Annotated in this window: 12 protein-coding genes; 5 read left to right on the forward strand and 7 right to left on the reverse strand. The window is 37.8% G+C overall.

The genetic code is table 11. The annotated features are described in order from the left end of the window. The first annotated feature begins 159 nt into the window (after positions 1-159). From LQ227_RS24410 to LQ227_RS24420, 3 genes are read left to right on the forward strand one after another with little or no spacing between them, the layout of a single operon-like run. Positions 160-393: a DUF1456 family protein gene (locus tag LQ227_RS24410; RefSeq protein WP_029274124.1), complete on the forward strand. Its 234-nt coding sequence runs from the start codon at positions 160-162 to the stop codon at positions 391-393. After that, the gene (locus LQ227_RS24415; protein ID WP_230151649.1) at positions 377-3,073 is read left to right on the forward strand and encodes an outer membrane beta-barrel protein; all 2,697 of its coding nucleotides are present in this window, start codon (positions 377-379) and stop codon (positions 3,071-3,073) included. Before LQ227_RS24410 ends, LQ227_RS24415 begins: the two co-directional genes overlap by 17 nt. 45 nt (positions 3,074-3,118) lie before the next feature. Then, positions 3,119-3,853 carry an SGNH/GDSL hydrolase family protein gene (locus LQ227_RS24420; RefSeq protein ID WP_230146543.1) on the forward strand — a complete coding sequence of 245 codons (735 nt, stop codon included), beginning with the start codon at positions 3,119-3,121 and terminating at the stop codon, positions 3,851-3,853. Positions 3,854-4,302: 449 nt separating this feature from the next. Here the strand turns inward: LQ227_RS24420 and ettA are convergent, their stop codons facing one another. From ettA to LQ227_RS24435, 3 genes are all read right to left on the reverse strand, one after another. Continuing rightward, a complete protein-coding gene (gene ettA / locus LQ227_RS24425) occupies positions 4,303-5,982 on the reverse strand; it encodes an energy-dependent translational throttle protein EttA (RefSeq protein ID WP_057932811.1) in 1,680 nt (559 codons plus the stop codon). A 607-nt stretch (positions 5,983-6,589) separates the two neighbouring features. Then, complete coding sequence (locus tag LQ227_RS24430; RefSeq protein WP_230151651.1) at positions 6,590-8,089, reverse strand: RagB/SusD family nutrient uptake outer membrane protein; 1,500 nt, start codon at positions 8,087-8,089, stop codon at positions 6,590-6,592. Positions 8,090-8,106: 17 nt separating this feature from the next. Continuing rightward, positions 8,107-11,031, reverse strand: coding sequence for a TonB-dependent receptor (locus LQ227_RS24435; RefSeq protein WP_230151653.1), 2,925 nt, complete (start codon positions 11,029-11,031; stop codon positions 8,107-8,109). A gap of 526 nt (positions 11,032-11,557) precedes the next feature. Between LQ227_RS24435 and LQ227_RS24440 the strand changes: the two genes are divergently transcribed. Both LQ227_RS24440 and LQ227_RS24445 read left to right on the forward strand, forming a co-directional pair. After that, positions 11,558-12,055 carry a BLUF domain-containing protein gene (locus LQ227_RS24440; RefSeq protein WP_230146540.1) on the forward strand — a complete coding sequence of 166 codons (498 nt, stop codon included), beginning with the start codon at positions 11,558-11,560 and terminating at the stop codon, positions 12,053-12,055. Between the two features lie 676 nt (positions 12,056-12,731). Further along, positions 12,732-15,284 carry an ATP-dependent Clp protease ATP-binding subunit gene (locus tag LQ227_RS24445; protein ID WP_057934605.1) on the forward strand — a complete coding sequence of 851 codons (2,553 nt, stop codon included), beginning with the start codon at positions 12,732-12,734 and terminating at the stop codon, positions 15,282-15,284. 110 nt (positions 15,285-15,394) lie between these two features. On the opposite strand, the gene LQ227_RS24450 is transcribed toward LQ227_RS24445, so the two are convergent. The 4 genes from LQ227_RS24450 to LQ227_RS24465 form a co-directional block, all read right to left on the reverse strand. Beyond that, a complete protein-coding gene (locus LQ227_RS24450; protein ID WP_230146539.1) occupies positions 15,395-16,267 on the reverse strand; it encodes a RimK family alpha-L-glutamate ligase in 873 nt (290 codons plus the stop codon). A 143-nt stretch (positions 16,268-16,410) separates the two neighbouring features. After that, positions 16,411-17,478 (reverse strand): PA0069 family radical SAM protein, encoded by a 1,068-nt coding sequence (locus tag LQ227_RS24455; RefSeq protein WP_230146538.1) that lies wholly within the window; start codon positions 17,476-17,478, stop codon positions 16,411-16,413. Positions 17,479-17,581: 103 nt separating this feature from the next. Continuing rightward, positions 17,582-18,820 (reverse strand): carboxypeptidase-like regulatory domain-containing protein, encoded by a 1,239-nt coding sequence (locus tag LQ227_RS24460; RefSeq protein ID WP_230146537.1) that lies wholly within the window; start codon positions 18,818-18,820, stop codon positions 17,582-17,584. Positions 18,821-19,325: 505 nt separating this feature from the next. Further along, positions 19,326-20,567 (reverse strand): carboxypeptidase-like regulatory domain-containing protein, encoded by a 1,242-nt coding sequence (locus LQ227_RS24465; RefSeq protein ID WP_230146536.1) that lies wholly within the window; start codon positions 20,565-20,567, stop codon positions 19,326-19,328. Positions 20,568-20,903: the final 336 nt, after the last annotated feature.

Genomic DNA, 20,903 nt, shown 5'->3' on the forward strand with positions numbered 1-20,903 from the left:
TTATTTTTATAGTCATTCAATAATTTATTTATTTAACCGTTTATTCAATAGCTCAATCGTTCAATATACTCATTCATAAATTTTCTAATTTAATCGCGCTATAATCCGCTAACTCAATCACTCACTAATTCAGACATTCTCTAATTTCAAACATTAAAAATGAGCAACAACGATATATTAAAAAAACTAAGAGTAGCCCTATCATTAAAAACAGAGGATATTATAACCATTTGCGACCTGGTTGGATTTAAAGTAACCAAGGCAGAACTGGGCGATATTTTCAGAAATGAAGACCATGAGAATTTTAAACCTTGCGGCGATCAGATTCTGCGTAATTTTTTAAATGGTCTTGTGATTTACAAAAGAGGTCCGAGGGATGAAAAAAAGCAATAATTTATGCTTTTTAATATTTTTTATACTGATCACACTTTCCTTTAACGCTCTCGCTCAGTCTCAGTTTAAAATAAGTGGTAGTGTAATCGATTCTTTGAAGAAACCTGTTGAGGGCGTAAGCATCCGATTGATTACCGATAAAGATACGCTCCGCTCAAATTCAGATGTGAAGGGAAACTTCGCATTCGCAAAAGTAACCCGAAATAAATTCTACCTTACCATTACGGCATTGGGCTACAAGCCGTTTGCTTCTATCTACGAAATCGAATCTTCGAAAAAAAACTCTGTTTTAGAACCCATTATGCTCAAGATGGAAACGATCCGTCTCGAAGATGTGGAGGTTAAAGTAAAGGTAGACCCCATTAAGATCAAGAAAGATACGATTGAGTATAACGCTGCTGCCTATACCGTAAGAGAAAATGATAAAGTGGAAGATCTGTTAAAACAGCTTCAAGGCATTGAGGTTGACGAAAAAGGCGCTGTTACCGCCATGGGCAAAAAGATGACCAAGCTGCGGGTAAATGGCGAAGATTTTTTTACCAGTAACGTAGAAGATTACATCAGGCAGTTGCCCGCCGATATTATTGCTAAACTACAGGTAATTGAGGATTATGGTGATGAAGCCAATTTTACAGGCATTAAAGTGGGTACGCCACAAAAAATGTTGAACCTGGTTACTAAGCCTGGCATGGACAAAGGTGTTTTTGGCGGCGTGAATATGAGTTCTGCCACCAATAATGCACATAATTTAGGCGGTAATGGTAGTATCTGGAAAAAAACGAAGCAAATTGGTTTTGGAAGCCGTTATGGTATCACGAATAATGAGTTTACCAAAATGAACAATGGAGGTTTAAATGGTAATATCAGAGACAAAATTTCGAAGGAATTTAGCTTTAATGGCGGCTATCATTTTAGTAATGGAATTAATAAATCTATTCAGAGTAATTACCTCGAAACGTTTAACCCGCAGGGAACAATATTCGATTTAAGAGAAAGTGCCAATAATTCCAGATCGCTAAACAATAACATCAATCTTGGCTTAAACGGAGCCACGAAAAAGAATTATTTTAATATTTCCCTGACTGGGGCTTTGGCCAATACCCGTAACGATGCGTTTTCTACTTCAAATAAAACAGGTTTTATCAAACAGGATCTACTGTCTAATTCAGGTTCACAGAACAGTAATCCCAATGTTAATGGAAGTATCAATTGGTCTAGGCGGTTGGCTAATAATAAGCGGTCGTTATCTATGGGATTTAATTTCGGCACAAGCGAAGGAAACTCAAACAGTACAATTAATGATATTATCAGGTACTACAACGAAACCACCAACGTCCTGGTTAAAGATTCTTTACTGAACAGATTGGTTGATAATAATACTTCGAACTCCAATTTTGGGGGCAATTTCCAATTTTCCAATTCATTAAAAAAGCCAAACGACAGTACAGGGTATAGTTTTATTAACCTGTCTTACCGTTTTTCAGTTAGCAGGAGCCGCAATTTACAAACCACAACGGTTACCAATCCGCTGGGAAACAGTTTTGTGGTCGATTCGCTGGGGCAGGATTATGTGTCTAATTTTATCAATCAGAATTTTGGTATCGGTTTTAATACCAACGCAAAGCGGATCAGTTATAATTTGGGGCTCAATTTTTCGCCCAGTATTATTATCGGTAAATACCAGAACACAGGGCAGGAGCTAAAAAACTATCAGTTAAACTTTTCGCCATCGGCCAATTTAAGTTATCAGATTAAAGACAACGGGAATTTAAGTTTTGGCTATAATGGTTACACCAGTTCGCCAGATTTTAATAAACTACAACCCGTTAGAAACAATAACGATGTACAGAATCTGATTATCGGTAATCCAGATCTGAAAGCAACTTCGAGTCACACTGCTGATTTTAGTTATAATCAATTTGACCTCAAATCGGGATTGAGTATTATGGCAGGTTTATCAGGAACCTTTGCTTTTAACAGTGTAGTAAGCAATACGGTTTTTCTGAGAGATACGCTAAACAGCTTAAAACAACAAACCACCTACGAGAATGTAAATGATGTTTATAATATAGGTGGTAATTATTCCTTCAATAAGAGGTTGTTAACCAACAAACTGTCGCTTTCCGTTAATGGAAATATTGCTTATAGCCGCAATGTTTTTTATACCGAGAATGTATTAAACCGGAGTGGTGGAATTAACGTTTCGAATGCTTTTAGGTTTAACCTGAATGAAAAAAAATATTCCTTCAATAGCAGTGTATCGTATAGTTTTAGTTCAAACACTTATTCTGTAATGAACCAGAACATTAAGAATATTCAGGTTCTGGCTTTAAATGGCAGTGCCAGTTGGATTCCAAATAAACGGTTTAGGGTAAATGCATCGGCCTCTAAAAGCTTAAATTTTGGCTATAGCCTATATGCTGGCAACCCATTGTTAGTGAATATGGGATTAAATACTTCTTTCTTAAAGGATAATAAACTCCTTTTTTCTATTCAGGCGAACGATCTGTTTAATCAAGGCTCACTTTTTAGCACCAGTATTAGCAACAATTCCATATCCGAAAACAGGACGCGCTTTATCAGCCGTTTTGTGCAGGCAACACTGGGTTATAACCTGAGTCAGTTTGGCAATAAAAGAAACAGAACGAATGTAAATTTAAGCGGAGTAGAATTTAATTAATCGGGAATTAATTAGTTTAGCGTTTTGTTTCAAATCGAATATCCTATGAAAAGTAAAATCCTAATCCTTTTTTTATTGGTCTTTGCAAGCAGTTCATTTGCACAGCTGAAAACAGATTTATTAAGTAATAAACCAGAAAAAGAGAATTTCGCCGATGATTGGGCTGCGTTGAGCAAGTACCAGAAAGAAAACGGACTTTTACCGCCACCTACCAGAAAAGAAAAAAGAGTTGTTTTTTTAGGGAGTTCGATATTCGAATTCTGGAAGCAAAAAGACCCTGAATTTTTTAAGGATAAACCTTACTTGGATAGGGGGATAAGTGGACAGATTTCGCCACAACTGCTCATCCGTTTCCGGCAGGATGTAATTAACCTTAAACCAAAGGTAGTGATCATTTTGGCGGGGAGCAACGATATAGCCGGCAATACAGGCCATGTTACCAACGATAAAATTATGGATAACATTAAATCGATGGCAGAACTGGCGAGGCTGCATCACATTAAAGTGATACTCTGTAAATACCTGCCTGTTTACGAATATCCATGGAATAAGGGCATTAAAGCTGCCGATTCCATTGTGAACTTAAATGAAAAGATTGTGGCCTACGCCAGAGAAAGAAATTATACCATTTTAGATTATTGGACACCACTGGTAGATGAACGAAAAGGACAGCGTGCCGAACTAACGGTTGACGGTGTTCACCCTAACCTTGCAGGTTATAAAATAATGGAAGAAGTAACAGATGCAGCAATCAAAAGAGCCTTAAAAAACTGGCATTAACTGATAAAGCCCTTCCGAGTACGCTACCATTGCAGGCTCCGACCGAAAAATCGTCATCTCGACCGGAGCAACGCGGAATGTTCCAAAGGAACTCCTTCGGAGGAGAGATCTTTGAACTGTGTTACTGAAAAGGTTTAAAAATTTCTTGATCCGATATACAGTCCTTTTCTGCGGAATCTGCGGGAAATAAAAACGGGCGATAGTTTTCCCGCAGATTTTAAAAGATAAAAACGCAGATTAAATTGGACTTCGACTCCGCTCGAAAGGAGGTTTATCTTTCTATAAGTTGCAAGAAAAATTTGTCATCCTGAGCCTGTCGAAGGATCTACATCGATTTATTGTAAGCGTTTCGACAGGCTCAACGTGACAGGTTTAAAGAATAACATTATGACATTTCAAATTGCACTTCTCAAAACAAAAAAAGTCCCGATTTTCATCGGGACTTTGTATTAATTTAATTTTTTATATCTGATGCGTTTTGGGGTAACATCACCTAAACGTTTCTTGCGGTTTTCTTCATAATCCGAATAGTTCCCTTCGAAGAAATAAACTTCTGAATTACCTTCAAAAGCCAGGATGTGTGTACAGATCCTATCCAAGAACCATCTATCGTGACTGATTACTACGGCACAACCACCAAAGTTTTCTAAGGCTTCTTCCAGTGCACGTAAAGTGTTTACGTCAATATCGTTGGTTGGCTCATCCAGTAGCAATACATTGGCTCCCTTTTTCAAGGTAATGGCTAAGTGTACACGGTTACGCTCACCTCCTGATAGGATGCCTACTTTTTTCTGTTGATCGCCACCATTAAAGTTGAACTTTGAAACGTAGGCACGTCCGTTAACGGCTTTAGTACCCAATTGGATATTGTCCAATCCATCGGTAATGTTTTCGTAAACGGTTTTATCGGCATCTAAATCGTTGTGCATCTGATCTACATAACCCAACTCAACGGTTTCGCCTACACGGAAAGTACCAGCATCTGCTTCTTCCTGACCAGTAATTAAACGGAACAAAGTAGTTTTACCTGCACCATTGGGGCCAATAATACCCACAATACCTGCCGGCGGAAGAGAGAAGTTTAAGTTATCGAACAATACCTTATCTCCATAAGCTTTGGTAACATTCGTTGCTTCAATTACCACATTACCCAAACGAGGTCCGGCAGGGATGAAAAGTTCCAATTTATCTTCTCTTTCTCTGCCATCTTCCGAAGCTAATTTATCGTAGTTGGCTAAACGTGCTTTTGATTTTGCATGACGTGCTTTTGGTGCCATACGTACCCATTCTAACTCGCGTTCTAATGTTTTCTGACGTTTGCTTTCTGTTTTCTCTTCCTGTGATAAACGTTTTGCTTTTTGATCTAACCAGCTGCTATAGTTTCCTTTCCATGGAATACCCTCACCACGGTCTAATTCTAAAATCCATCCGGCTACGTTATCTAAGAAATACCTATCGTGGGTAACTGCAATAACGGTTCCTTCGTAATTTTGTAAGAATTGTTCTAACCAATCGATACTTTCTGCATCCAAGTGGTTGGTAGGCTCATCCAATAATAATACATCAGGGTGTTGAAGCAATAAACGGCACATGGCCACACGACGACGCTCACCGCCTGATAATACACCTATTTTAGTGTCAGGATCTGGACAACGCAAGGCATCCATAGCCCTTTCTAATTTCGAATCAATTTCCCAGGCACCTAATGCATCAATTTTATCCTGAAGCTCGCCTTGTCTGGCCATCAGTTTATCCATGGCGTCAGGATCAGAGTAATTTTCCTCTAAGCCGAAAGCTTCGTTTACTTCTTCATACTCTTTTAAAATAGCAGTTACTTCGGCAACGCCTTCTTCAACCACTTCGCGCACGGTTTTTTCAGGATCTAAGATCGGCTCCTGCGCTAAATAACCCACTGAATAACCTGGTGAGAAAACCACTTCACCTTGGTAAGATTTATCTAAACCGGCAATGATTTTTAAAAGAGATGACTTACCAGAGCCGTTTAAGCCAATAACGCCGATTTTGGCACCGTAAAAGAAAGAAAGGTAAATATTTTTTAAAACCTGTTTTTGTGGAGGGTAAATTTTGTTTACACCTGCCATTGAAAAGATTATTTTCTCGTCTGACATTATAATGTGTTGTTTTTAAAGTAGTTTAATGCTAAGATTGATATTAAAGGAAGGTTAACAGTTTTTCTTACAGACTGTTTTGCCCAACCAAATAATGGCAACGCCAAAATTGCTCACAAAGATAAGAACAACAAGCCCATTACAAAGTGCTTTATGATTATACTTTAATAAACTTTAGCCACGGATTAACACGGAATGGTTTTCTACATCATGCTAACTAATAAACCAATGACGAATGAACAAATAAACCTTTTAGCCAACGGAAGCACAGATTAACGCAGAATGGTTCTGCATCATGCGAACTATTAAACCAATGTCTAATGAACTTTTTAGCCAACGGAAGCACAGATTAACACAGAATGGTTTTCTACATCATGCTAACTAATGAACCAATGACAAATGAACTAATCAACCAATAATCCTAATTTCGTTTTAATGTAATTATCATAATTCGCTCATAAAATATATCGTGCTGTGTACGCAATACAAAAAGTTTTACATTTAGCTAGCGGATAATTCTTAGTAGATACCGTAAACATTAGTTAAAGCAAAAGCCTTTCAGGATTGAAAGGCTTTTGTTTTTTGATAATAGGAAATTTGTATTTTATTATGGGTTTTGAGATAAATTAGGATTTTTATCTCTTTCGGTTTGTGGGATAAAATAAATTACCCGCGCATCAGTAGGGTTAATGGTTTGATTAACTGAGCCATTAATGGTAGAGTGTGTACCTGGGTAATCTCTTACCACCGGGCGGTTATTTCTAAACAGGTCGTAAGCCCGTTGACCTTCAAAAGCCAGCTCTAACCATCTTTCTTCCAGTACAATATCTAAAATGCTGTGTGTTGGCGTAACATCTGTCAAAGTATAAACTGGAATTCCTGCACGGGTTCTGATTACATTCACATCATCTAAAGCCAGTTGAGTATGGTTCAGCTTGGCATTGGCCTCCGCTCTGTTTAGGTACATTTCTGCTAAACGGAGGTAAACAGGTGATGTTAAATTAATTACGCCTTCCTGTAGATTATTTTTATTTACATAATAAATAGGTGCAGCAGGGGTTAGTTTTGTGTTTAACTGCTGTACGCCATTTACGATTAAAGGTGAAATAAAGCTTTTTCTTTTATCCTGAGGATATTTATTAAGGAAATTATAATACTTTACCGAAGCATATATTTCTCCCCATCCGCTTTCTCCCTGACCTAAGGCATTACCATTGGCATCGCCGCTATAGTATAACGAGCCAATTGCTGAATAATCGTAGTTCTCGGTTTTGGTGTGTTTGATGGCAAAGATATTTTCGGTATTTTTTTCCGGATCGCCTCTAAAATAGGTTTGATAGGCGGCATCCTGCATCAATTGATATTTGTTCGAACTGATAACCAAATTGGCATATTCTATCGACTTGGCATTGTTATCCATGTAAAGGTAAACTCTTGAGAGGAGTGCATAAGCAGCCAATTTTGTAGCAAAGCTATTGCTTTTCTCTAAGGTAATACATTGTGCTGCTTTTAAAAGATCAGCAATTACAAAATCGTAAACCTGGGCTACTGTACTTCTTTTAATTATTGCAGCGTCAGTTTCACTTACTGTTTCGCTCAAAATTGGAACTCCAGCATTGGCGGTAGGGTTCTGTACATAAGGCCTTCCGAACATGCGTACCAGGTTAAAATGTAACATTGCTCTTATGAATAGGTTTTCTCCTTTAATCTGCAGTAAATCTGCAGATGAACCATCTGGAATAAGCTTAATAATTTTATTTGTTGCAGATGCAACATAATAGGCTTGCTGAAAATAAGCAGTTGCATTGGCAGAATTTACCAGGTGAGTATATTTATATAAATTGGTTACATCGCTTGATGAGTTCTGCCCTTGGGCTACTTCATCAGAGGGGAGCTCGGCAAGCCAATGGTAGTTGTTTTCGTAATTTAATGATTTTAGGGTAGCATAATTACCTAATGTAGCTGTTCGTTTACCCTCAATTGTAGCTAAGAGATCAATATCGTCTGCTTTATCAGATGGAAAGAAAGTTTTACGACATGCAGATGCGGTAAGAATAACACTAGCTGCAATGGCGATTTTTATGATGTGATTATGATATATTTTCATGGTAATCTTATTAATTGTTAGAATGTTAGGTTAACGCCAAAAACAAATCTTCTGCTGGTTGGATATCTGAAAGACGATATACCTCCTGTTAAATCAACCTCAGGATCTACGCCTGAAAACTTGGTCGCAGTAAATAGGTTGTCGCCGCTCACATATAAGCGGGCTGCATTTATTGAGGCTTTTTTTAACCAGTTGGTAGGTAAATTGTACCCTACAGTTACATTTCTCAATCTTAAATAACTTCCATCTTCTAAAAAGCGGGTAGAGGTTTGGTGCGATTGAAGATTGCCACCAAATTTAGCTTGTGGATGGGTTGCATCGGTTTGTCCAGGGGTTGTCCATCGCACTGATCCTTTAGGTAATACTTGTTGATTATAACTTTCGTACACGCCGTCGTTATCGAAATAGAAACGGCTATCGTTATACACCCAGTTGCCATATACAAAATTTAAGAAAGCCGAAAGGGTAAAGTTTTTATATTCCAGTGTATTGGTTAATCCGCCACTAAATTTTGGTGCCGATGATTTGCCTGTATATTGTCTGGTAGCCTGGTTGTAAGTGCTGGTTACACCGGTAGGATCATCTAATTTTTCCCAAAGCGGTTTGCCATCAGCCGGATTTACGCCCGCCCATTTTTGCATGTACCATTCATCCATATCATGGCCTAAAGCTATGGGTTGAGTACTGGTGTTTACCACCAACAGGCCCTGATTTAACTCCATAACTTTGTTGCGGTTAAAAGACATATTAAAGCTGGTTTCCCAACTAAAGTCTTTTTGCTGGATATTTTTTGAATTGATGGTTAATTCAAGACCTCTGTTTCTTACTGCACCAACATTTCTTCTAACAATCTGATAACCAACTGTTGCAGGAAGTGGCACAGCGAATAACAGATCAGCGTTACGTTTGTCGTAGGCATCAATAGTAATGTCGATACGTTTAAATAAACCAAAATCAAGGCCTAAATTGTAGGCTCTCGATTTTTCCCAGGTCAAATCAGGGTTGGCAATTTGGGTAGGGAAGGCACCCGTTTGACCATTATATGAAGCTCCGGCATTTAAATTATACAATCCCAACGATTGATAAAAACCATCAGGACTATCGTTCGTGGTAAAACGTTGATTACCAGTAGTACCAAAACTGGCGCGTAATTTTAGAAAGGTAAGTGTGGTATTGCTTTTTAGAAAATCTTCATTAGAAAGAATCCATGATGCGCCTGCCTGATAAAAAGTTGCGGCAGGATTGTTTTTCCCAAACCGCGAGGAGTATTCATTTACAATTGAAGCTACTAAGTAATACTTGCTTTGATAACTATAGTCTGCCTGGGCAAGGTATTTTATATTTTGATACTGATCATATCTGCCTGTGGGTTTATTGGTGATTTCAGTTGCTGTATTTATGGCATCCAGTCCGGCTGGCAAACCTTTAGCAGTAATTCCGCTTTCATCATATTTATAACCTTCTATCTCTGCAACACCTAAAACGCTCAGGTTATGGCTACCTAAATTTACATTGTACTTAATTCTGTTCGATGATAAAAGTGTAGTAGAGAAAGTATTGCCTAATGATACTGTCCCGAGGTTTGTTGCCCCACTCTGACTTCTTCTGTCATAATAACTATTCGATCTGCCATTGGCAATTGTGGCCCTGTTATAACTAGAAACCGTTAGGTTTTTGAGTAAGTCATAATCCAGGTTTACATCACCCGTTGTGGTATAACTTCTTGCTTTTGAGTAATTGTATTGCAAGCTCTGTAAAAAGTTCGAGCGGTCTCTACCTTTCCAGGAAGGAATACTCCGTGGGTCAGTAGGGCTGCCATCTGCATTAAAAGCAGGATCGTATGGCATATTTAAATAAGCCTGGTAAACGGCACTTTCAGGATTATAATTATCATTAATTACAATTCCGCTTAATAAGGCCGTTAATTTTAGTTTTTTTGTCAACTGTGAAGTTAGGTTAGCCCTTAAACTATATTGGGTTTTATCGTTGTTGATTAAAGTTCCTTCTTCTTTAAAATAGTTGCCTGAGATATAAAATTGCGTTTTCTCACTCCCTCCTGATGCGGTTAACGTGTGGTTATTTACCATTGCTGTTCTAAAAGCCTCATTCCACCAATTGGTATTGGTATTGAGTACCGAAGTAGCTGGCGGAGTAGTAAAGAAAGATTTTTGGTAATCGTAAAGTTGTTGGGCATCCATTAGCTTAAAGTTACCAGTTGTGGCCTTTGCGATACCAATGGTAGCGTTCAGACTGAATCTGGTTTCTCCTGCTTTTCCTTTTTTTGTAGTTACAATAATAACCCCATTGGCAGCTCTCGATCCGTATAAACCTGTCGCTGCGGCATCTCTCAATATGGTAATGTTATCCACATCAGCCGGGTTATACGTACCACCAATGTTTCCATCAACTACAATTAGTGGCCCGGTACCGGCATTAATGCTACCTACGCCACGTACCACTATATTCGAGCCAGAAGTAGGGTCGCCAGAAGCAGAACTCGCCACCACACCAGGCGCTTTACCTTGTAGCAAGTTGCCGAGGTTTACAGAAGTTACATCATTAAGCTGCGAGCCACTTACGGTAGTTACTGCACTCGAAATTTCTGATTTCTTCTTTGTGGTATAACCCACAACGGTTACGGCGTCTAACTCAGTAGATTGATCTACTAAAGAAACATTTACAGCAGTATTTGTGCCCACTTTAATGGTTTGTGTGGTAAAACCTAAGGCTTTAAACTCCAGGGTACTCTTATCATCAGCGCTAATAGCATATTTTCCGTTTGCATCTGTTTGTACGGCAGTTTTTGTGCCTAGCACGGTTACGGTAATTCCGGGAAGCGGGAGTTTTTTACTGTCGGTTACCGTACCAGAAATAGTACGGTTTTGTGCCTTTACCACGAAAATACACGCAATAAAGGAAATCATTAAAAGAATTTTCTTCATGTTTTTTAGGTTAGATTAGTTACTGTTTTGTTATCTGTTGAGGAGCATTAACCAGATTAGGGAGGGCTAGAAGTTATTCTTAGGTTCATTAATAATACTTTTTAGTAAAATGATTATTACTAAACTATAACCATAAAAGTCAAGATCAAACCGCGAATGCAGCGCAAACGTTTGCTTTAAATTGTATATAATGGATGGAGTGCTTACCATTTAAGCCTTTTTTGAAGGGTGATAAATATTGTATGCTTATATTGGCGATATTATTAAGCGCAAACGTTTGCTTCTCTATAGTTTGGTAGTATATTATGAAAAAAAGAGCTAAGTTTTTTTAGTAACTAAAATAAAAGCAAGAGTTATGTTTGTTGTTTTTAAGATTATTAGTGTATTAGGGCAAGTAATAGATTTGTAGGCGATTTTTTATTTAATTTGAGCTGTTAAAATCGTGTTTTACAGGGGATTGTTGTGAAAATAATCAGATAATAGGCGCGTTTTAGGGAAAAACAGAAAAATTAGCGTTAATTACCTTATGGAATTAGAGATTGAAATTTTAAAACCCATTTTTTATTTAATTTATACAAGCGTAGAGAGCGGTTTGTTGAACAATGATGAACTTAAAGCCTTGCTTAATCAGTGCAGAGATTTTAATAATCGGAATAACATTACCGGGGTATTATTATATGTAAGAAGGCTACAGATTACAAAGAGTAAAGGGAGGTTTATGCAATTGCTTGAAGGAGATGAACGTATCATCCGCAGACTTTTTAACAAAATCGTAAATGACGAACGTCATGAATCGGTTGTTTTACTGCAAATCGGCAAATATGAGCAGCGTTGTTTTACAGATTGGAGCATGGGGTTTGAGCAGACTGATGGAGAATTTTATCAATCGTTATCTGGTCATTTCGATTTAAATGATGTAGTTTCAAAATGCGATAAACTTGGTGTTGCCGATGTTCCGTTACAGTTTTTACAGAAGTTTTCTTCAAATAATAAACAGCAATTTGCCGAAGCGCTTTATGGCTGAAATTGTTAAAACAGTTTTGAAGCATTGTCCATGTCGTTAAGTTAAGGGTTTTAACCCACATATGCACACAGATAACGCGGATTTTCATATCTGTGCGCATCCTTTTTATCTGTGGTTAAATTGTTTTTACAGAATGGCTAAACTGGGGGCGTTGTTGCCTCTAGTCAAGGCTTAATATTTATGATAAATGGATTACAATAAATTACGATGTTAGAAAACAAAAACAACCTAATTACAGTTAACTTCGTAATAGGGTTATAATAGGTATGGTTGATCGGATTAGTTTGTTGATTTTTATCTAATGAAATTGTTAAATGATGTCACGTTCTTTTTGTTTTTCTGTCAAAACTTGTAAATTGCCTAAGTAAAAAGATACAAATTGTCAGTTTTTAATTGCGAAAAAATCCTTACAATAAACCGACAATAAAATATCTGCAACCGGATGTTTTTGGCAAATGTCCCTTTAAAACCTTTAGAACACTTATTACGTAGATAGATATAAATAAAATAATATTTATCGAAACGATAATCTTACATTGAATTTTGGGTTCTCAGGCATTCAAAAGCCTCTTTATCCACCCATATGGCGCAATTGTTGATAAAATAAAGAAAACAGTACGCTCGTTTTTATAAAGTTATTTTATAGTTTAGGGACGTAGCTGTTAAGAAAGGTATTATGGAAGCAAAATTTTCACCACAGGTTAAAGATGTAATCTCTTTTAGTAGGGAGGAAGCGCTCCGCTTAGGGCACGATTACATCGGAACCGAGCATTTATTATTGGGCCTCATCCGCGAAGGCGATGGCATGGCTATAAAAATTTTACGATCGTTAGGGGTTGATACCGGTAAATTGCGCCGCTCAATTGAAGATGCCGTTCGCGGTACTTCGAGTGTTACAGTAAACTTAGGCAATATTCCATTAACAAAACAGGCAGAAAAAGTTTTAAAAATCACTTACTTAGAAGCTAAAATATTTAAAAGCGATTTAATTGGTACCGAACATTTGCTGTTATCGGTTTTGAGAGATGATGATAACATCGCCTCACAGATCTTATTGCAGTATGGTGTTACTTACGATGTTTTTAAACAGGAGGTTGAAGTGAATAAAAATGGTTTCAGAGATGATATCTCAAACAGTGCTTCTACAGGAGGCGATGACGATTATCGCGAAGAGGAAAGCTTTAGTACACCTAAAAAGGTTTCAGATATAAAATCTAAAACCCCTGTTTTGGATAACTTTGGTCGTGATTTAACAAAAGCTGCTGAAGAAGGTCGTTTAGACCCTATTGTAGGCCGCGAGAAAGAAATTGAGCGTGTATCGCAGATTTTATCCCGCAGAAAAAAGAACAATCCGATTTTAATTGGAGAGCCAGGTGTTGGTAAATCGGCAATTGCAGAAGGCCTTGCCCTACGCATTGTACAACGTAAAGTTTCGCGTGTGCTTTTTGGCAAACGCGTAGTTACATTAGATTTGGCATCATTGGTGGCCGGTACAAAATACCGTGGCCAATTCGAGGAACGTATGAAAGCCGTGATGAACGAGCTTGAAAAATCTACTGATGTAATTTTATTTATTGATGAGATCCATACCATTGTTGGAGCTGGTGGGGCATCGGGATCATTAGACGCATCCAATATGTTCAAACCTGCTTTGGCAAGGGGCGAAATTCAATGTATTGGTGCCACAACATTAGATGAATACCGTCAGTACATTGAAAAAGATGGTGCTTTAGACCGTCGTTTCCAAAAAGTAATGGTAGAGCCAGCTACACCGGATGAAACTGTAGAGATTTTAACACGTATTAAAGATAAGTACGAAGAACACCACGGTGTAACTTATACTGATGAAGCTATTTTAGCTTGCGTTACTTTAACATCGCGTTATATTTCTGATCGTTTCTTGCCAGATAAAGCCATTGATGCTTTAGATGAAGCAGGTTCACGTGTTCACTTAACCAACATCCACGTTCCTCAGAATATTATTGATATCGAAGCTAAAATCGAAGATATCAAATTAGAGAAAAACAAGGTTGTACGTAGCCAGAAGTATGAAGAAGCTGCAAAACTGCGCGATACGGAGAAAAATTTAATTGAAGAATTAGATAAAGCTAAGGCAGAGTGGGAAGCTGAAACCAAAACTAAACGTTACGAGGTATCAGAAGATAATGTAGCCGAAGTGGTTTCGATGATGACTGGTATCCCGGTACAACGTGTTGGACAAACAGACAGTGCAAAACTGTTGAATATGTACGATAAAGTGGCCGAGAAAATTATTGGTCAGGATGATGCGATCAAAAAATTAACCAAAGCGATCCAACGTACAAGAGCCGGATTAAAAGATCCTAAAAAACCAATTGGTTCATTTATTTTCTTAGGTCCAACAGGTGTAGGTAAAACAGAATTGGCGAAAGAATTGGCCCGTTTCATGTTCGATAGTGACGATTCTTTGATTCAGATCGACATGAGTGAGTATATGGAGAAATTTGCGGTTTCACGTTTAGTGGGGGCGCCTCCAGGATACGTTGGTTATGAAGAAGGTGGACAGTTAACTGAAAAAGTTAGAAGAAAACCTTATGCTGTAATATTATTGGATGAGATTGAAAAAGCTCACCCTGATGTATTCAATATCTTATTGCAGGTTTTGGATGAAGGACAATTAACCGATAGTTTAGGCCGTAAAGTTGATTTTAGAAATACAATCATCATCATGACTTCTAATATTGGTGCGCGTCAACTTAAAGATTTTGGTCAGGGTGTTGGTTTCTCTACAGCAGCGAAAACAAACCAGGCCGATTCTCACAGTAGAGGTGTAATTGAAAGTGCATTAAAACGTGCTTTTGCTCCTGAGTTCTTAAACCGTGTTGATGATGTAGTGGTATTCAATAGCTTGGGTAAAGATGAAATTTTCAGAATTATTGATATCGAGTTAAAAGCTTTATTCGGTCGCGTTCATACACTTGGTTATGAAATTGCATTAACTGATAATGCTAAAGAATATATTGCTGATAAAGGTTTTGACAGTAATTTTGGTGCTCGTCCGTTAAAAAGAGCAATTCAGAAATATTTAGAAGATCCAATTGCTGAAGAGATCCTTAAAGGCGAACTGGCCGAAGGTGATGTTTTAGAAATTGATTACGATAAAACTACTGAACTGATTTCAATCAACCACAAAAAAGGCGAAAAGAAAAAAGAAGAGCCGAAAAAAGAAGAAGATTCTTCAAGTAAATAAATAAGAAACTCCCGATGAAAATCGGGAGTTTTTTTTAATATTTAAGGTACCGTGGATTAAATTCTCACTTGCTTGACAATGACGAGTGTGCTAATGATCCGACTTCAACTTTACATCAAATCCGCTAAAGCCTTATAATACCGCTCATAACTTTCGGGTTCGGTATTCAAAAACAAAAAAGGCTCTATCAATTCCAGTTCCATCAACAAAAATTCTCCATTAACGAAAGTGCCGTCAACTCGTGCATAAAGGCAATCTTTAGCAAATAACGTTACATATTGCTGTGCTATAGCAATCAGTTCTTCACCCGGTTTTTGCGGATGCACAGATCCGCCATGCGCCGGCTGTACCCTAAAATCGCCAGGTTTAGCCTGTTTGATTAGTGAATGGCTATATGCTCCATTAAAGAAAATGAAAGACCATTCGCCGTTTTTCAGAATCTCTGGTAGAAAAGGCTGAATGATAAAATCTTCATCCTGAATAAGGAGGTTTAATTTTTGATTAACCTTGTTTACATTATCTACAGTTACCTTAAATGTATTTTTTGCACCACCACTCACGCAGGGTTTTACAATTAACTTATTGGTGTTAAATTTCTCAAAGAAATGCTCAAGATTTACACTTTCTTTATTTTGAATGAAAAAACTAGGTGTAATTTTTAATCCGGCAGCTTCAATCTCCTGCAGATACTGTTTGTTTGCATTCCACCTCACTACGCCAATGGGGTTAAGCAATTTTATATTTTTTGCTTCCAAATGATTAAGCCAGCTGTAAAACTCCTCAATCAGGTCAAAATAATCCCATGGCGATTTTAAAATGGCAAGCGAATAATCTTTCCAATTTATCTGTTGATCGTTCCAGATTACTTTTTCAATGTTCAGTCCTTTTTTTTTCAGGAAATTTAGGAGTTTATCATCTTCGTTTTCAACTGTGGTGCTATCATAAGCTCCTTTATCCAGATAAGTTACTAATGCAATGTTCATGGCGTTAAAACTAAGTTTTATCAAGCTGGATTACAAATCTAAGGTTCAAAGCGTCGCGATTACAAAACGTGAAAAAACCTTTGAGATGGCCGTGATGATAGAACCACGGCCCTGAGCGCTGAGGGCTTTCTCCTCAAAACTTTTTAAAACAGACTTGCCTGATTACTCGGAATCTTGAATAAAGAGTGGTCTAAAATTATATCCTTTACATTTAAGCCATTTAAGCGACAGTGCAGCCTGAAATTATCCCTGATCATTTGCGAAATATTGCCATCTCCGCGCATCCGGTCGCCAAATCTGCTATCGTTAACATGCCCACCATGGCAACTCTGAATCATGTGCCAAACTTTATCAAAACGATCGGGAAAGTTTTTGCGGAGCCAATCTTCAAATATCTGCCCAATAGCTCCATTTAGTCGTACAACGGTATAGCCTGCCTTTAACGCACCGGCATTGGCTACGGCTTTTAGAATTTTAGGAATTTCATGGTCGCTTAAACCAGGAACAAGAGGGGCAACCATAACACCCATAGGAATTCCATCTTTACTCAGTTCTTCTACAACCTTTAACCGCTGTTTGGCCGTTGTAGTTCGGGGTTCCATTACCTGCCGTAAATCTTCGTTTAAGCTATTAATAGAAACATAAACCATGCAGAGATTTAACTTCGCCATTTCCTGCAGAATATCCCGATCGCGAAGAATAAGCGAATTTTTGGTAATCAAACCAATGGGTTGCTTATAGGCCAATGCAATTTCGAGCAACTGCCTGGTGAGTTTAAATTTTCTTTCTGCAGGTTGGTAGCAATCGGTATTACCAGAAAGGGAAATGGTGGTGGCATCCCAGCCCTTTTTCTCTAAGAATTTTTTAAATAGTGCAGGCGCTTCTTTTTTAACAATTATTTTCCGCTCAAACTCTATTCCTGCGCTATAACCCCAATATTGATGTGAGTTACGGGCATAACAATAAGTACAGCCATGTTCGCAGCCCTGGTATGGATTTAAAGAATAAGCCATGCCTACATCGGGGCTATCAACTTTGTTTACAATGGTTTTCGAATTTTCAAAAATAAAGGAGGTTTTACGATCGCTTTCCTCCCAATCGTCTATTCCTTCATCATGTTCCTTTACATAAACATCCTTTAAAAATTTATTATGTGGATTAACTTGAGCGCCTCGTCCTTTAAAATATTGTTTTTCTTCTTCGCCAATCATAGATTAAAATTACTAAAAATATTAGTAATTTTGACTTCTCAGATTAGCTACTTTTCAACATTTTTAGTTTAGATCAATCTCATTTCACCTCAGCCATCTCACATTACTTAATCTTAGGTAGCGGAACATAATCCATCGGCACCATATCGGCCACTTTTTCATAAGCCCAGAAACCTTCGTACAGAAGCGATCGGGAGTCGTAAATGCCGCCATTTTCATAGAAACGCACGCCTTCGCCGGTTAAATTGGCAACAGAAATTTCATTTTCGGGTACATCCAAAGGCCTGAAGATCCAAAATCCCGTGTTAGAATAAGCCAGAGATTCTTTTTCTTTGGTGTACTGGATCAGCAATGCATCTGTATAACTAAGGTATTTTAAGTTCTGGTTAAAATAGTGCACCAAGGTATCGGTAAGCACCTCTGCTCTCGAAAATTTGTCAATGGTTCGCGGCATTTCTTTTTGTTTGGTCCAAAAGGCGAGCAGTGCGGTATCTATTTTACCTTTATTCTGCCTGATGCCCGTTTTCTCGGGTACGGCCTTAATTTTTTCTAAATTGGCATTAATTAAATATTCAGGATAGCGGTTAGGGTTAGGCACTTTTACCATCTTGTTGATGATAAATCCTTCTTCATTTGTTTTGTTGGCATAAAGCGAACGGAAAAAATGTTGCGAAGAACCATAATATGCGACCTCTCTGGCGGCGATATACTTCTTCTTTTTAGCTGCCGATGCTTTTAATTCCTCAAAAAACGGATGCCCGGAATAGTAAATAATGTGCGTTCTGGAATTATACTCAAAACGGTCGAGCATATATTTTAGCCGATAACCTAAAGCTTTATTTTCTACAATCAGAAACTCGGTTGTAGAAACCGTTAAGGTACTTTTGGTTATGTCGAAATCTACATTTAAAACCTGCGGATTTAATATCTTACACTGTGAGGCATTTGGGGTTTTACCGATAAAAAAATCTTTAAACTGGTTAATATATTTCTGACGGTTTGGATCGGCCCTAATTACAACTTCTTCCAGTTGCGCAACATTTTCTTTCAAAACCAGCTCTACCTGCACCGATTTATCGGAAATAATTACACTTTTAGAATAGGGGAGGTAACCAACCAGCTGAACGAGTAGATCATAACTGCCAGGTTTTAAATTTGATAATTTAAATCGGCCGTCGTTATCAGCCACTGTAGCAATTTTATATCCACTTAAATAGATACTTGCGCCAGGTAATCCATCTTTTTGATCCCTAACCAAACCACTAATCGAGAAGGTGTTTTGAGCAATGGCATTAGTACCCAACAAGATTAGCGTAAGGGCTACTAAAAGGCTTTTAATCATAGAGACGAATGTAACCAAAAGGCGTAATATTTATTAAAAACGCAAAAGATTTTTAACAAATTTAACATTAATAGTGATCGTTATTTCGAATGCAACGAATTTGTCATCCTGAGTGAGCGAAGGATCTTTAAGAAGAGAATTTGATCAAAATAAGTCAGTTGAATAACAAATATTGTTTTCTGGAAACGAAAGGTCTGTTTTTCATGGCTAGCGCAGTCCCGCCATCGCTTGTAGTCCTCGTTGCGCTACGCTTCACTGTGGGCTACCCGCTCTGTCGGGTTTATTTAACAAAGGTAAGTGCTGCGTGGTTCCAAAACCCTCAATAGTATTACTGGCCTCGCCAGCTAAACCCGACCAAAGTGAAAAACCCACAGCCCGAAGCATGAGGGCGAGGATTTGTAACGAAGGGCGGGACTTTCGAAACCAAAAAGCACTGTATTTGCTTTTCAAAAAAACAAAAAAATGGCTTCTGCTAATTAACTGTCTTAAGGTATTAACGATATTTCTATTTTTTTTCCACTACATTAATGGGCGGCAAATAATCCATGGGTACACTATCTGCAATTTTTTCCCAGCCCCAGTAACCAGAATAAATCATCGAACGAGGGTTGTATATAGATCCGTTTTCGTAAAAATACACCGGAACAACTTGTAAGGTGATGGTCGAAATTTGGTAATCTGGCATGTCTAATGGCCGTGCAATAGACAGGCCGATCCGGTTGGCGTAAGAAGGATCTTCCCTTTCTTTGGTGTAAACAACATAAAGTTGATCAGTAAAATTGAAGCTTTTGATACTTTGATTCTTTATATGCACCAATGTATCCTGCGCTACCGGAGCACGGCTTAAAATAGAAATCCCATTTGGAAGATTTTTCTTTTTTATCCAATAGTTCAAAGAATCTCCAAGTGTAAAAGTTAATGTGCGTGTTAAGCCATCCTGTACTTTTGTTAAGCGTTTAATGTTGGCGTTAATCATACTGTCTGAAGGTTTATCCGGATTTGGTATACTTATCAGTTTATTGATAATAAACCCCTCTTCAGTGGCGTGGTGATGATAAATGGATCTAAAAAAGTGTTGAGGAGAACCTAAATAAGCAGTAATCCGCTTTTGCTCCCAAATTTTCTTTCGGCGTGCCGATCCTTTTAAATCTTCGTAATACGGAAAACCTTCATAATAAATGATCCTGGTTTTGCTATCGTATTCAAAATTGTTCAGCAGGTACTTAATGCGGTATCCAAGCGCCTTGTTTTCAATAATCAGAAATTGGGTGGTTTTGACTGTAAGTTTATGTTCCTCTTTATCGTAATCAATAATCAGTACGTTCGGATTGATGAGTTTACATTGTTCTGCATTAGGGGTTGTGCCAATAAAATACCCCTTAAACATAGCAATATATTGTTCTCTGTTCGGATCGGGTTTAATTGTTACTTCGGCCAATTGGGTTACACTTTCTTCGAGGATAAGATCCAGTTTTACAGCTTTATCAGCAATCACTACATTTTTGTTTAAAGCTTTATAGCCGATTAATTGTACTAAAATATCGTAGTTACCAGGTTTTAGCGGTAGTGTGTAGGTGCCGTCATTGTTAGAAACTGTTGCAATTTTATAACCGCTTACATATACACCAGCTCCTGGTAAAGGCTCACCACGTTTATCTTTTACCATACCCGAAAGGATATAACTTTGTTGTGCAGAACAAAATTTACCGATAGTTAATAATGAAAGTAGAAGTAGAAAAGATTTCATTGATTAAATATAAACTAATTATTTAGTTTTGTTTAATGCCTGACGTAAAATTATTGGTGCGTTCCTTTTAGCTGTCAGATTGGATGATGCAAATTTACAATAATCCATTTACAATCAGTTAGATGGTAACATCTGACAACACATCAATTGAGGAATTGCGGGTTAATTATATCGTGGTGTCAGCTATTGCTAGCTGACACAGAACTCAATTTTTTATGGGAGATCAACTTGTTCGAATAACTATTTATTTAATAGCGCTATGATAACATCTAACATTACATTTGCAAATGACAAGACCCTGAAATAAATTACCTTCGTTGAGCTCGCTAAGGCTCG

Origin of the sequence: Pedobacter sp. Bi27 (assembly GCF_918698255.1) — a bacterium.
GTDB lineage: Bacteria > Bacteroidota > Bacteroidia > Sphingobacteriales > Sphingobacteriaceae > Pedobacter.

Excerpts from the sequence above, each read along its gene's own strand:
- LQ227_RS24435 (WP_230151653.1), bottom strand. The coding sequence starts at position 11,031 with ATGAAGAAAATTCTTTTAATGATTTCCTTTATTGCGTGTATTTTCGTG.
- LQ227_RS24440 (WP_230146540.1), top strand. The coding sequence starts at position 11,558 with ATGGAATTAGAGATTGAAATTTTAAAACCCATTTTTTATTTAATTTAT.
- ettA (WP_057932811.1), bottom strand. The coding sequence starts at position 5,982 with ATGTCAGACGAGAAAATAATCTTTTCAATGGCAGGTGTAAACAAAATT.
- LQ227_RS24415 (WP_230151649.1), top strand. The coding sequence starts at position 377 with ATGAAAAAAAGCAATAATTTATGCTTTTTAATATTTTTTATACTGATC.
- LQ227_RS24465 (WP_230146536.1), bottom strand. The coding sequence starts at position 20,567 with ATGAAATCTTTTCTACTTCTACTTTCATTATTAACTATCGGTAAATTT.
- LQ227_RS24430 (WP_230151651.1), bottom strand. The coding sequence starts at position 8,089 with ATGAAAATATATCATAATCACATCATAAAAATCGCCATTGCAGCTAGT.
- LQ227_RS24420 (WP_230146543.1), top strand. The coding sequence starts at position 3,119 with ATGAAAAGTAAAATCCTAATCCTTTTTTTATTGGTCTTTGCAAGCAGT.
- LQ227_RS24455 (WP_230146538.1), bottom strand. The coding sequence starts at position 17,478 with ATGATTGGCGAAGAAGAAAAACAATATTTTAAAGGACGAGGCGCTCAA.
- LQ227_RS24445 (WP_057934605.1), top strand. The coding sequence starts at position 12,732 with ATGGAAGCAAAATTTTCACCACAGGTTAAAGATGTAATCTCTTTTAGT.
- LQ227_RS24410 (WP_029274124.1), top strand. The coding sequence starts at position 160 with ATGAGCAACAACGATATATTAAAAAAACTAAGAGTAGCCCTATCATTA.
- LQ227_RS24460 (WP_230146537.1), bottom strand. The coding sequence starts at position 18,820 with ATGATTAAAAGCCTTTTAGTAGCCCTTACGCTAATCTTGTTGGGTACT.
- LQ227_RS24450 (WP_230146539.1), bottom strand. The coding sequence starts at position 16,267 with ATGAACATTGCATTAGTAACTTATCTGGATAAAGGAGCTTATGATAGC.